This window comes from Oryzicola mucosus, assembly GCF_014534685.1.
Lineage (GTDB): Bacteria > Pseudomonadota > Alphaproteobacteria > Rhizobiales > Rhizobiaceae > Oryzicola > Oryzicola mucosus.
In genome coordinates this window covers 722,414-734,702 of sequence record NZ_JACVVX010000001.1, presented here as the reverse complement: position 1 = coordinate 734,702, position 12,289 = coordinate 722,414, and the positions used below count along the sequence as shown (strand labels likewise).

The following is a 12,289-nucleotide window of genomic DNA, read 5'->3' as shown; positions in this document are numbered from 1 at the left end:
CGCCGTCAGACCGGGTTCTCGGCAACGCAATAGACGCGCAGGCGGTGGCCGTCGGGGTCGAGCGCTGTGAAGGTATAGCCGAAATCCATGTCGGTTGGCGTCTGGACGATGGTTCGGCCTTTCGCGGCCCAATCGACATGGGCTTTGTCGACCGCCTCGTTGTTTTCCAATGCGAAGACCAGTTCGGCATTGCTGCCCGCTTCGGTTGCCTTGGGTTCAACCTCGGGACGCAGCCAAAGGCCGAGCTTGAAGCCGTTGTCGAGCACGAACATGGCGAAGCCGGGCGAGGATTCGACGGGGTCGCGGCCAACGATCTCCTGGTAGAAGGCCGCGCTCTTTTGGGGATCGTCGACATAGAGGATGATGAAGTTTGGGGTCGGCATGGTTTGCTCCTGTGTTTCGAGTGGAGCCAGCTTAATCCAGGCCACTGTCAGATTCTGGCAGCAGCGGTCACATCATCTCGTCGAGATCCTGAGCGAGCCGCCACTCCGCCAGGAGGATGCGATGCCGGCGGGGCAGTCTTTCGCCCGTCGGTCTCGCCGATGTCACCCGGTCGAAGCGGAAATGCCGAAAATCGCGCCGCGTCTCGCACCATGCCGCCAGGATTTCCGTGTCGTTGAAAAAGGCAATCGCCACCGGCCACACCGTTCGGTCGCTGGCGCGGCCCTTGGCGTCCGTATAGGTGATGGAAAGCTTTTCCTCGGAGCGGATGGCGCCTCGAATCAAGGTCAGCATATCGCGTGCGCCGGAGCCGCCGGGTCCTGCGAGCAGGCTCGACCCTTGCACGACATCCGCCATGCCCTCGGGCAGCACGGCCTCGATCTTCGCCAGCGCGTTTTCGGCCGCGTCCAGCATCTCGTCGTCGCCGCGCTTCGACACAAAGCGCAGGCCGAGCAATATCGCGTCGATCTCGTCCTCCGAAAACATCAGCGGCGGCAGCGTGAAGCCGGGCCGCAGCACGTAGCCGAGGCCCGCTTCGCCGTCGATGGGCGCGCCTTGCGCCTGCAGGGTGGCAATGTCGCGATACAGCGTCCGGATGCTGACGCCGAGTTCGGCGGCCAGAGCAAGTCCGCTGACCGGGCGGCGATGGCGTCGCAAAGTCTGCAGAAGATCGAGCAGGCGGGCGGAGCGTGACATGGACGACGGTGAATTCCAGTTTGCGAGCTTTTTCGGCCCGATCAACCGTTCATGCAAGCGGCACTTCTCCTTTGCCTCAACGGGGCTCCGGTTGCGACGGGCAAGAGCCTGTGCCAAAAGCGGCGACGAGATCGGAGCAGAGTTCTTGAAGCATCCACGCGACAAAAAACCGGACAGGAAAGGCCAGGCGCCGTATCGCGCGGCCACACCATCGCGTCCGCCGCGCGATGCCATGCCGCAGCGGACGGAGCATGCCCGCCAGGCCGAGACGCGCGAGCCGCCTTCGCCGCCGCGCAAGCTGGTGCGCCGGGAGGGTACGCTGCCGGCAGAGCGGTTGCCGGTGATACTGGAAGTTCCACCCACGGCCGATTACGCGCTGCTCGACAGCGGCGACGGCCAGAAGCTCGAACAATATGGTCCCTATCGCATCGTCCGCCCGGAAGGGCAGGCGATCTGGCGCCCGGCCTTGCCGGTCCGGGATTGGCAGAACGCCGATGCTGTTTTCACCGGCGATACCGATGAGGAAGGTCTCGGCCGCTGGCGCTTTCCAAGCGCGCCCTTGGGCGAGACCTGGCCGATGAAACATGACGGCATCGATTATTGGGGCAGGTTCACCTCGTTTCGCCATGTCGGCGTCTTTCCCGAGCAGGCAACCCATTGGGACCACACGGCCCGCCTCATCGTCGAGGCGAAACGCCCGGTCAAGGTGCTCAACCTCTTCGGCTATACCGGCCTCGCCTCGCTGGTCGCGGCACGGGCCGGCGCAGAGGTTACCCATGTCGACGCCTCGAAGAAGGCGATCGGCTGGGCGCGTGAAAACCAGGAAATGGCTGGTCTCGTCGACAAGCCGATCCGCTGGATTTGCGAGGATGCCATGAAGTTCGCCGAGCGCGAGGAACGCCGCGGCAGCCATTACGACATCATCCTGTTCGATCCGCCCGCCTATGGCCGCGGCCCCAAGGGCGAGATCTGGCAATTGTTCGAGCATCTGCCTGTTTTGACCGACATCTGCCGTTCGATCCTGACGCCCAGGCCGCTGGCGGTGGTTTTGACCGCCTACTCGATCCGCGCCTCGTTCTTCGCTATTCATGCGCTGATGCGCGACAGTTTCGCCGGCATGGGCGGAACCATCGAGTCGGGTGAGCTGGTCATCCGCGAAAAGTCGGCGGGCCGGGCGCTGTCGACCTCACTCTTCTCCCGCTGGGTGGCGCAATGAGCGAAGTCGACAGGCAAAAGGGCGCACCAGGCCGCGTCAAGGAAGTCACCAGCCTGGCCAATCCGCTGGTCAAGGACATCAAGGCGCTGGCGCTGAAGAAATTCCGCGACCAGCAGAACGCCTTCATGGCAGAGGGCCTTAAACTGGTCATCGACGCGCTCGACCTCGGTTGGACGATCAAGACGCTGATCTTCGCCAAATCCGCGCTCGGCAATCCCGCCGTCGAGAAAATTGCCGCCCGCACGGTTGCGAGCGGCGGCGACGTGCTGGAAGTGTCCGAAAAGGTGCTGGCCGCGATCACCCGCCGCGACAATCCGCAGATGGTGGTGGGTGTCTTCACACAGCGTTTCGTTGCGCTGAAGGACATCCGACCGGCGGCGGGCGATGTCTGGGTGGCGCTCGACCGGGTTCGCGACCCCGGCAATCTCGGCACCGTCATCCGCACCGTCGATGCCGTCGGCGCCAAGGGCGTCATCCTTGTCGGCGAGACCACCGACGCGTTTTCCGTGGAAACCGTACGCGCCACCATGGGTTCGATCTTTGCCGTGCCGGTCGCTAAAGCGAGCGTCGAGGCGTTTTTGACCTGGCGCAAAGGCTTTTCCGGTCTCGTCGCCGGCACGCATCTGAAGGGGGCTGTCGATTACCGTTCGGTCGATTTCGGCACCAAGCCCGTGCTTCTGGTGATGGGCAACGAGCAGCAGGGGCTGCCCGACATCCTTGCCGAAAGCTGTGATCGCCTCCTGCGCATCCCGCAGGCCGGACGCGCCGATTCGCTCAATCTGGCGGTGGCCACCGGTATCATGCTGTTTGAGATCAGGCGCGCGGCCCTTTCGCTGTCGCCGGAGGCCGGAGCGTGAAGGCAAGGCCGTTTTTCATCTATTCCGCTATCGTCCTGGTCGCGGTTCTGCTCGACCAGTGGATAAAATATCTTGTCGAGGCGCGGCTGGTCATGCACGAACCGGTCGATCTGCTGCCGTTCCTGGCGTTGTTTCGGACCTACAACACCGGCATCGCCTTCTCGCTGTTCTCTTCCTTCGGCGATACCACGCTGGTCGTTCTTTCCCTGGCTGTTGTGGCTTTCATTTCCTACCTTGCCAGCAAGACCACATCCGAGCAGTTGGTCGCGCGCATCGGCTTTGCGCTGATCGTCGGCGGCGCCATCGGCAATGTCATAGATCGTACCGTCCACGGCCATGTCATCGACTACATTCTGTTCCACACGCCGGTCTGGTCTTTCGCCGTCTTCAATCTGGCGGATGCGTTCATCAGCGTTGGTGCTGCTCTTGTCGTGCTGGAAGAATTCCTCGGCTGGCGCCGGCAATCCGCCCGCGCGCAAAAAGATTGACGTCCGCCCTCTACCAGTGTGAAAAAAGGCGGATAATTTTCTGCGTGTTGCCCTATGTCCCGACAATGGCCACAATCAGGATTCAAAAGAGCGTTCGTTGCGGCGGGTCGGTCAAACCCCCGCATGTATGGTCGCAGTTTCGCGAACCATGTGAAGTCGCCGGCAGGGGCACATCGTGCCGGCGTTACGTGGAGAGGGAAAAGTGAAGAAACCATTCGGTCCGGCCGTGTCGAAGAACACACGGGGGCTGGTTCTGACGGCACGCAAGACCACCGCCGACTGGCGTTGCGATGCACCGGCACGCCGCTTAGTTCTCGCGACCGTTGCGATGACGGTCGTTCTTGCCGTTACCGCCGTCTCCGCGCTTTTCATCCTTCCCCGTTCCGGCCAATGGTCCGCACAGGTGATCGATCCGGCCGCGGCTGCCGAGGCCGATAATTCGACTGGCCGCGTCGCCCAAGAAGTTGCCTATGTTCCGGAAGCCCAGCCGGTTCAACGCCAGGGCCGGGTGTCGCCCGATGACTTGGCCGTCCAGGCGGTCGAGCCGCTGACCAAGGCCGATCCGCGCTGGTCGGAAAAACAGCCGGCCAAAAACAAGCCGAAACAGCCGCCATCCATCGTCAAGGAAGAGGCCGCTCCCGCAGCGCTTCCGACCATGGCTGCATCGCTTCTGCCCACCGAGAGCCTGCGCAACCGCGTGGTGCCGGATATTCAGCCCGAGGCCACCGATCCCAGCGCTACGGCGGCGATCGAGACAACGCCGGCCACGGCTCCGGTGCCCGCAAAGGCCAATACGGTCAAGGACAAGCCCGTCGAACAGGCCGCGGTCGACGGTAAATCTGCGACGATCAAATCGTCGGTCAACATGCGGGCATCGCCGCAGAAGGGTGCGAAGGTCTTGGGCGTCGTGCCGCGAAATGCCAAGGTCGCCCTGGGGTCCTGCACCGCATGGTGCGAGATCGAGTTCAACGGGCAAAAGGGCTTCGTCTACAAGAGCTACATACGCTGACGCTTAGCCCGGCCTGCCGGTGTTGCCGGAAAGTGGCTATGATTAAAATGCAACCGTTCCGCCAAAAGCTTCCATAATCTGTGTTGGTTATACCCTGCGCCATGGTGCAGGGATCGTCTCTCGACAATCGTAAGACAGAACAGCGGAGCTCCGCCGTTCAGAAACGGCAGCGCGTTGCCGCGCCGCCTCTGGCCCCGGAACTTCCAAAGCGCAGGTATGACTGGCTGTTCGCCGGCCTTGTCGCGTTGGTGTTTCTTGTCGGTATTTCCAGCTTTCTCGGCGTCCATTCCCTTGTCACCGCGGCTCTGCTCGCAGCGATGCTTGGCGGGATAGCGCTGCTCCATCGCACCTTGCGTGAGCGCGACCGAGCCGCCGACGAACTCAGCGATGCCATCATGCGCTCGCGACTGGAAATCGTCACGCTTGCCGACCGCATGTGGGAAATGCAAGAGAGCGAGGAGCGCTTCCACGGCCTTATCGACGCGCTCGGCGATATCGATGTACACCGAGACGGCAAAGGCAGGATTCTCTACGCTAACGGCATTATCGCCGACCTGATCGGGGCCGATCCGCAGGAGATGAAGGGAAAAACCCTCGCGGATTTCGGCGTCGATGTCGGTCTCGTTCCGGAAGCCGCCTTCGCCAACGGCGAGTGCCTGAGTTCCACCGATGTGGCGATCCACACGCCTGACGGGCTGCGCTGGTTTTCCTGGATGGAACTGTCGGTGCGCGACAGCGAAACCCGGCGAACCTCGCATCGGGCCATTGCGCGCGAAATCACCGCGCGCAAGCGTGCTGAAACCGCGATGATTCGCGCCAGGGAGAAGGCCGAACTCGCCAACCAGGCGAAGTCCCGCTTCCTGGCCATGGTCAGCCACGAGGTTCGCACGCCCATGAACGGGATCATGGGCATGGCGACGCTTTTGGCCGACACGCCGCTGACGCCCGAGCAGCGTACCTATGTCGGCGCGGTCTCGACATCCGCCAGCGCGCTTTTGGCGCTGATCGAGGATCTGCTAGACTATTCCAAGATCGAAGCCGGCCGCTTCGATCCCGAACCGCAACCCATGTCGTCGCGCGAACTGGCCGAAAGTGTCGTCGAGCTGCTGGCCTCGCGCGCCTTCGGCAAGAATATCGGACTCGGCTGCTATGTCTCGACCGACGTCCCCCAGATCATCACAGCGGACCCCGGGCGCGTCCGGCAGGTTCTGCTCAACCTGATCGGCAATGCCATCAAGTTCACCGAAACGGGCGGTGTGCTGGTGTCGGTGACGCGTGCCGGCATGCCAGGTGCGGAGACCATACGCTTCGCGGTGGCCGATACCGGTCCCGGCCTGCGCGAACAGGATATGGAGCGCATTTTCGAGGAGTTCGAGCAGGCGGACGGCACATCCACCCGCTTGCATGGTGGCGCGGGACTCGGCCTTGCCATTTCCAAGCGCATCATTGCGTCGCTGGGCGGCACCATCGGCGTCACCAGCACGCTGGGCAAGGGATCCGAATTCGCCTTCGAGATTCCCGCGCTGCATCCGGGCGGCAGTTCGCTGATGCGCGGCGAAATCCTCGCCGGCAGGCGTGCGGTGATCGTCTCTGCCAACACTGTGGAAGCCGAGGCCATGGCGCGGACGCTGCGCGACCATGCCGCCGAGGTGAAAATGGCTCCCACCGTCGCCCAGGCGCTGCTCATGGCCCGGGATGCCGACGTGGCTCTTGTCGATACGGTCATCGAGGGCGCCGATGGCGCGGTGATGAAGAAAATGCGCGAGGCGGGTTTCACCGGCGATGCGATCACCCTGATCACGCCGACCGACCGCGGCCTGCTCAACGAATACCGCGCCGTTGGCTATGGCAACTTCCTGCCCCGTCCGGTTCGCGGCGAAACGCTGCTGCGCATCGTGCTGATGCGCCAGACCGAGGAGTTTGTCGCCGCCAACGCCGTGCGGCAAAGCCGGCTGCCTGAAATCCGCCAGCGGCGCGAAAGCAGCGCGTTGAGCATTCTGGTGGCCGAGGACAATGAGATCAACGCGATGTTGGCCCGTGCCACGCTGGTCAAGGCGGGCCACACCGTGGATGTGGTCGGAAACGGCCAGGCGGCGGTCGACGTCATATGCAGCCCCGACGGGCATCACTATGACGTGGTGCTGATGGACCTGCACATGCCGATCATGGATGGTCTCGATGCGATCACCGTCATCCGGCGCCATGAAGAGGAGGAAGGGCTGGAGCCCATGCCGATCCTCGTTCTCTCCGCAGACAGCCAGGAGAAAACCCGCCACAGTGTCATCGCGCATGGCGCCAGCGGTTTCCTAACCAAGCCGCTCGACCCGGCGACGCTTGCCGATGCGGTCGAGCAGCAGGCCCGCCGCTGAGGTCGGACTTGACCGGCTTGCCATGCTGCAGTCATAGTGTCACACGTCTGTTGCACCCATTTCGTATCCCGCGCCATGAGGGATGGCTCGAAGGAGAATCGCCCGTGCACGCAGCCTTGCTCGACACTGCGACCCGTGCAAATGCGGCGTTCGCATCGCCTCTGGACGTTCTTCGCGGCCAGCCGCTCGGACGAATCGGAACGCTGGAAATCCGCCTTGCCGCAAATGCGGGCGAAGTCGCCGCCGCCCAGGAACTACGCTACAAGGTTTTTTACGAGGAGTGCGGCGCGGGCCGCCATTCCGCACCATCGACGGACCGGCGCGACGCCGACCGCTTCGACGACATTTGCGACCATCTCCTTGTCTTCGATACGGCCATGCCCGGCCCGCGTCATCGCCAGATCGTCGGTACCTACCGGCTTTTGGGCCAGGAAGCCGCGCAGAAATCCGGAGGCTTCTATTCGCAGGACGAATTCGCGCTCGATGCACTGATCGACCGGCACCCGACCAAGCGTTTCCTCGAACTTGGCCGCTCCTGCGTGCTGCCGGCCTATCGCTCCAAGCGCACCATCGAGGCGCTGTGGCAAGGCATCTGGGCCTATGTGACCCAGAACCGGGTGGATGCGATGGTCGGTTGCGCGTCGTTTCATGGCGTGCAGCCTCAGGCCCATGCCGAGGCGCTGTCCTATCTCTGGCATCACTGCCGTGCCAATGCCGAATGGAGCGTCAGCGCCGTGGCTAAGCGCTACCACAGGATGGATTTGATGCCGCTGGAGGCCGTCGGCACCAAATCGGCCCTGCTCGGCCTGCCTCCGCTGATCAAGGGTTATCTGCGCGTCGGTGCGCGCATCGGCGATGGCTGCGTCATCGACGACGATTTCGGCACGGTGGACGTCTTCATCGTCATGCCGGTCGGCGCCATCGGTGCGCGCTATGTGAATTACTACACCGGCGAAGCGAACCGCTCAGCCGGTTGAGCGGATCAGAGCCCCGTCGACAGAACAGCCGAGGGCTGGGCGAAGGGCGAACTCGGCAGATAGCGCTCGATCAGCTCCTCCACATGAGCGTTGCGCTTGCGGGCGGTGTCGCCGCCCATCACAACAACGATAAGCCGCCGTCCGCCGCGATTGACGGAGGTGACGATGTTGAAGCCCGAGGCACGGATATAGCCGGTCTTGATGCCGTCCACGCCCTGTACGCGGCCGAGCATGTCGTTGTGGCCGCGAATGACCTTGCCCTTGAACGCGAACTGGGTATCGGAGAAGTAGTGGAAGTGCTGCGGGAAGCGCTTCTGCAGCGCCAAGCCCAGAACCGCCATATCGCGGGCAGTGGTGGTCTGCAACGGGTCGGGCAGGCCGGAGGCGTTACGGAACGTCGTCGCATTCATGCCGAGCGAGCGCGCCTTCGCCGTCATTAGGGCAGCGGCGCCTTCTTCTGTGCCGCCGCCGAAATATTCGCCCACGGCGGCTGCGACGTCATTGCCGGATTTCACCGCAAGAGCGCGGATCGCCGTGTCGACGTCAATCGTTTCGCCGGGTCTCAGCCCGATCTTGCTCGGCGGCTGCGAAGCCGCCGAAACGGACACCGGAATTTGCGTCGCCATATTGACCTGGCCCGACTGCAGGGCTTCGAACAGGATGTAGAGCGTCATCATCTTGGTCAGTGACGCGGGATAGCGCGGCGAGCGCTCATTGACGGCGTAGAGCACCTTGCCGTTTGCCGCATCGATGACCAGTGCCGCGTATTTGCCGTCGACGAAGGACGATGCCGTGACACTTGCCGTAGGCTTCACCTCGAGCGTGTTGCTTGTGGAACAGCCGGCAAGCGAAGCGGCCACCAGCAAGGCAGCCGCGATGCGCCCGAACGAAGAGGGCAGGGCACGCCAGGAACGTGTCGATGAAAACGCCAGAGCGGTCATGATATGGTCAGAGATCCCGATTCCGGTGCTGCTTTAATATACGCCTGCCAATGCGTCCACTCGATCCTGGGAGGGGCGAAGCGACGCATGCTTCGGGACTCTGACATACATGCCTTTCGCAAAGCTTTCGTTCACGAGGATTTGAGTTTCTCGCGCTGGCGCGGCAATATGGGCGTGGAGGATTACGACATGTCGGAAATTGCCAGCATCGCAGCCAAAATCTTCAAACAGGCCGCGCACAAGGATCGTTACGTGGTGGCGATTGCCGGGCCGCCCGGCGCGGGGAAATCGACGCTGTCGGCAGCCCTCCACGACGTTCTGCCGCAGGGCTCTTCCGTCGTGGTCCCGATGGACGGTTTCCACTATGACGACGCGATCCTGGACCGTCGTGGCCTAAGGTCCCGCAAGGGCGCGCCCGAGACCTTCGACTTCGCCGGTTTTGAAACCCTGGTGAAGCGGATCCGATCCGGTGAACCCGATATTGCGATACCGGTCTTCGACCGTAGCATGGAGCTGTCGCGGGCAGCGGCCGACATCGTCGCTTCCGACGCCAAATTCATACTGGTCGAAGGCAATTACCTGCTGCTCGACGAAGATCCCTGGCGCAGGCTGGCGCCCTTGTTCGACTTCAGCATCTTCGTCGATGTCCCCCGCGCGGTGCTCGAGGAACGGCTGATGCGGCGCTGGCTCGGCCATGGCCGCAGCGAAGCCGATGCCCGCGCCTGGATCGCAGGCAATGACATGCCGAATGTCGACCGAGTGCTGAATGCCCGCGCTCAGGCCGGACTGGTGCTTGAGGTCCGCGACTGACGGCCGTCAGCCGCGGGCTCGTGCGTCAGGAGCGCGGCGGTATGTTGAGGCCCTTCTGCGTGGCCGGGCGCGCCATGGCGCGGTCGACCCATTCGAAGGTGCGGGTGAAGGTCTTCAACTCCAGAATGTCCGTGGCCTCGTAAACGTCGCGCAGGCCGCGTACCCAGGGGAAGATCGCGATGTCGGCGATGGTGTAGTCGTCGCCCATGATCCATTTGCGGCCTTGCAGCCTGCCCTCGATGACGCCCAGCAGACGCTTGCTCTCGTCGCGATAGCGTTCCAGCGGACGCTTGTCTTCGATGGCCTTGCCGCCGAACTTGTAGAAGAAACCGAACTGGCCGAACATCGGGCCAATGCCGCCCATCTGGAAAAATACCCACTGCAGCGTCTCATAGCGCCGCGCTGGGTCCTTCGGCATGAGCATGCCGGATTTTTCGGCGATGTAGGTCAGGATTGCGCCCGATTCGAACAAGGCCAAGGGCGTGCCGCCGGGACCGTTCGGGTCGATGATCGATGGAATTTTGCCGTTCGGGTTCAGCGACAGGAAGTCCGGTGTCCAGGTCTCGTTCTTCATGATGTCGACCCGATGCGCCTCGTAGGGCAGGCCGGTCTCTTCCAGCGCTATCGAGATCTTCACGCCGTTCGGTGTCGGGAACGAATAGAGCTGGATGCGATCAGGGTGCTGCGCGGGCCACTGCTTGGTGATCGGGAACGCTGACAGATCGGACATGGGTGCTCCTTGAGGCCTGTTTCGCCCATCGGCGGATGGGTCTGAAAGTTCGAATGGCCGCCGATCAGACGGCCTTGAGCGCCACGACGGCGTTGGTGCCGCCAAAGGCAAAGCTGTTGCTGATCGCGGCCCGCAGCGGACGGGCGCGGGCGACATTCGGCGTAACGTCGAGATCGCAATCCGCATCCGGTTCGCGATAATTCACGGTCGGCGGCACGATACCGTCGCGCAGCGCCATGACGCAGGCGACCAGTTCGATCGCCGCCGATGCGCCGAGGCAATGGGCGTGCATCGATTTGGTCGACGACACCGAAAGACTGTCGGCATGCTTGCCGAAAACGCGGCGGATAGCCTGCGTCTCGATCTGGTCGTTGGCCTTGGTGCCGGTGCCATGCGCGTTGATGTAGTCGACCTCTTCCGGGGCAAGGCCGGCATCCGCGAGACAGGCGCGCATCGCGGCGGCCGGGCCTTCGACGGAGGGCGCTACGATATCGACGGCATCGCCCGACAGGCCGACGCCTGCCAGTTCGGCGAGGATCGTCGCGCCGCGCGCCTGGGCGTGATCGAGCGTTTCGAGAACCACCATGCCGGCTCCTTCGCCGAGCACGAGGCCCTGGCGGTCGGCCGAAAACGGCCGGCAGGTCTCGGGCGCCAGAACGCGAAGGGCTTCCCAGCCTTTCAGAATGCCCCACAACAGCGGAGCTTCGGTTCCGCCCGCCACCATCACGTCGGCGCGGCCGAGCAGCAACTGATCGACGGCGGAGGCAAAAGCGTGATTGGCCGAAGAACAGGCCGAGGTGACGCCGAAGACCGGTCCGCGCAGGCCGAACTGCATGCTGATCTGGCCCGCAGGTGCACCTGTCATGGCGCGGGGAATCGAAAAGATGCCTGCGCGGCTGCGTCCGTCCAGCAGGATCGCGCGATAATTTTCCTCGATCGTCTCCCAGCCGCAGATGCCGGCGCCGACAACCGCGCCTAAGCGATGGCTGTTGGCTTCCGTAACGATCAGGCCGGACTGCGCAAGGGCTTCCTGCGCGGCAAGGACGGCGAACACGCTGAAACGATCCATCGTCACCAGCCGCTTGCGGTCGAGACCGGCATCCGGCACCGCCTTAATCTCGGCGCCGACGCGCACCTTGAGTTCATGCAGCGGGACGGTGGTGATCTCGCCGATGCCGCACACACCGTTCCGCATGGCATTCCATGTGGAGGGCACGTCGGTACCGAGCGACGATAGGGCACCGACGCCGGTTATGACGATCCGGGGGCGCGTCATCTCAGGATTTTTGCGCAATGAGCTGGCGAACGGCCTCGACCATATCTCCGACGTTCCTGAGGTTCGCCCAGGCGTCGACTGTGTTCATCTCGATCTCGATGTCGTAATCCTCTTCGAGGTCGAAGATGATTTCGGTCAGTTCGAGCGAATGAATCCCCAACTCGGTCAATTCCGTGTCGAGGGTGATTTCGGCGCCCGCAGGTTCGGCATGGGCCTTGATCTTGTCGATGATCTGCGTTGCCAGAGTGTCTGCCATACTTCCTTCCCCAAGTTTTTATGCGTGGTCGCCACGCTGAGCCCATTTACGAGATGGACTTCGAAATGGTGCAACTGCCCCGAAACCAGGAAACTGGCCCCTGCCTCAATCGTTCCCCATCTATATGAATGGAAAGCATCAGTGGCAACCGGCTATCTTCCGGCCCTCTTCCGCTTTGCGCGAACGCGGCGGCACTTCCGTCAGCGTCGGACTTTCCGAGCCC

13 protein-coding genes are annotated in these 12,289 nt (G+C 63.1%); 7 read left to right on the top strand and 6 right to left on the bottom strand.

Annotation, left to right across the window (positions count from 1 at the left end):
- Positions 1-5 precede the first annotated feature (5 nt).
- Positions 6-383 (bottom strand): VOC family protein, encoded by a 378-nt coding sequence (locus ICI42_RS03420; protein WP_188163108.1) that lies wholly within the window; start codon positions 381-383, stop codon positions 6-8.
- A gap of 67 nt (positions 384-450) precedes the next feature.
- Positions 451-1,137, bottom strand: coding sequence for a helix-turn-helix transcriptional regulator (locus ICI42_RS03415; protein WP_188163701.1), 687 nt, complete (start codon positions 1,135-1,137; stop codon positions 451-453).
- A 145-nt stretch (positions 1,138-1,282) separates the two neighbouring features.
- Here ICI42_RS03415 and ICI42_RS03410 point away from each other — a divergent pair, with 145 nt between their 5' ends.
- The 6 genes from ICI42_RS03410 (at position 1,283) to ICI42_RS03385 (ending at position 8,053) form a co-directional block, all read left to right on the top strand.
- A complete protein-coding gene (locus ICI42_RS03410) occupies positions 1,283-2,353 on the top strand; it encodes a class I SAM-dependent methyltransferase (protein ID WP_407945126.1) in 1,071 nt (356 codons plus the stop codon).
- The gene (locus ICI42_RS03405) at positions 2,350-3,210 is read left to right on the top strand and encodes a TrmH family RNA methyltransferase (protein WP_188163107.1); all 861 of its coding nucleotides are present in this window, start codon (positions 2,350-2,352) and stop codon (positions 3,208-3,210) included. Before ICI42_RS03410 ends, ICI42_RS03405 begins: the two co-directional genes overlap by 4 nt.
- Positions 3,207-3,698 carry a signal peptidase II gene (lspA, locus tag ICI42_RS03400; RefSeq protein WP_330999098.1) on the top strand — a complete coding sequence of 164 codons (492 nt, stop codon included), beginning with the start codon at positions 3,207-3,209 and terminating at the stop codon, positions 3,696-3,698. The genes ICI42_RS03405 and lspA overlap by 4 nt, the downstream gene beginning before the upstream one ends.
- A 202-nt stretch (positions 3,699-3,900) precedes the next feature.
- A complete protein-coding gene (locus tag ICI42_RS24085) occupies positions 3,901-4,707 on the top strand; it encodes an SH3 domain-containing protein (protein ID WP_188163106.1) in 807 nt (268 codons plus the stop codon).
- A 101-nt stretch (positions 4,708-4,808) separates the two neighbouring features.
- A complete protein-coding gene (locus ICI42_RS03390) occupies positions 4,809-7,076 on the top strand; it encodes a response regulator (RefSeq protein WP_188163105.1) in 2,268 nt (755 codons plus the stop codon).
- A gap of 104 nt (positions 7,077-7,180) precedes the next feature.
- A complete protein-coding gene (locus tag ICI42_RS03385) occupies positions 7,181-8,053 on the top strand; it encodes a GNAT family N-acetyltransferase (protein WP_407945125.1) in 873 nt (290 codons plus the stop codon).
- A 5-nt stretch (positions 8,054-8,058) separates the two neighbouring features.
- On the opposite strand, the gene ICI42_RS03380 is transcribed toward ICI42_RS03385, so the two are convergent.
- Entirely contained in the window at positions 8,059-8,994 is a 936-nt protein-coding gene (locus ICI42_RS03380; RefSeq protein ID WP_188163104.1) for a D-alanyl-D-alanine carboxypeptidase family protein, read from the bottom strand.
- Positions 8,995-9,183: 189 nt separating this feature from the next.
- On the opposite strand from ICI42_RS03380, the gene ICI42_RS03375 reads away from it, so the two are divergent.
- Positions 9,184-9,804 carry a nucleoside triphosphate hydrolase gene (locus ICI42_RS03375; protein WP_188163697.1) on the top strand — a complete coding sequence of 207 codons (621 nt, stop codon included), beginning with the start codon at positions 9,184-9,186 and terminating at the stop codon, positions 9,802-9,804.
- A gap of 25 nt (positions 9,805-9,829) precedes the next feature.
- On the opposite strand, the gene ICI42_RS03370 is transcribed toward ICI42_RS03375, so the two are convergent.
- The 3 genes from ICI42_RS03370 to ICI42_RS03360 form a co-directional block, all read right to left on the bottom strand.
- On the bottom strand, positions 9,830-10,534 hold the full coding sequence (locus tag ICI42_RS03370; RefSeq protein ID WP_188163103.1) for a glutathione S-transferase N-terminal domain-containing protein: 705 nt from the start codon (positions 10,532-10,534) through the stop codon (positions 9,830-9,832).
- 64 nt (positions 10,535-10,598) lie between these two features.
- Complete coding sequence (locus ICI42_RS03365; protein ID WP_188163102.1) at positions 10,599-11,810, bottom strand: beta-ketoacyl-[acyl-carrier-protein] synthase family protein; 1,212 nt, start codon at positions 11,808-11,810, stop codon at positions 10,599-10,601.
- Position 11,811: 1 nt separating this feature from the next.
- Positions 11,812-12,066, bottom strand: a complete 255-nt coding sequence (locus tag ICI42_RS03360; RefSeq protein ID WP_188163101.1) for an acyl carrier protein — start codon at positions 12,064-12,066, stop codon at positions 11,812-11,814.
- Positions 12,067-12,289 lie beyond the last annotated feature (223 nt).

What these genes read in the sequence shown, in the direction of transcription:
- ICI42_RS03420 (WP_188163108.1), bottom strand. Translation starts at nt 383, where the DNA reads ATGCCGACCCCAAACTTCATCATCCTCTATGTCGACGATCCCCAAAAG.
- ICI42_RS03375 (WP_188163697.1), top strand. Translation starts at nt 9,184, where the DNA reads ATGTCGGAAATTGCCAGCATCGCAGCCAAAATCTTCAAACAGGCCGCG.
- ICI42_RS03365 (WP_188163102.1), bottom strand. Translation starts at nt 11,810, where the DNA reads ATGACGCGCCCCCGGATCGTCATAACCGGCGTCGGTGCCCTATCGTCG.
- ICI42_RS03390 (WP_188163105.1), top strand. Translation starts at nt 4,809, where the DNA reads ATGGTGCAGGGATCGTCTCTCGACAATCGTAAGACAGAACAGCGGAGC.
- ICI42_RS03360 (WP_188163101.1), bottom strand. Translation starts at nt 12,066, where the DNA reads ATGGCAGACACTCTGGCAACGCAGATCATCGACAAGATCAAGGCCCAT.
- ICI42_RS03405 (WP_188163107.1), top strand. Translation starts at nt 2,350, where the DNA reads ATGAGCGAAGTCGACAGGCAAAAGGGCGCACCAGGCCGCGTCAAGGAA.
- ICI42_RS03380 (WP_188163104.1), bottom strand. Translation starts at nt 8,994, where the DNA reads ATGACCGCTCTGGCGTTTTCATCGACACGTTCCTGGCGTGCCCTGCCC.
- ICI42_RS03370 (WP_188163103.1), bottom strand. Translation starts at nt 10,534, where the DNA reads ATGTCCGATCTGTCAGCGTTCCCGATCACCAAGCAGTGGCCCGCGCAG.
- ICI42_RS03415 (WP_188163701.1), bottom strand. Translation starts at nt 1,137, where the DNA reads ATGTCACGCTCCGCCCGCCTGCTCGATCTTCTGCAGACTTTGCGACGC.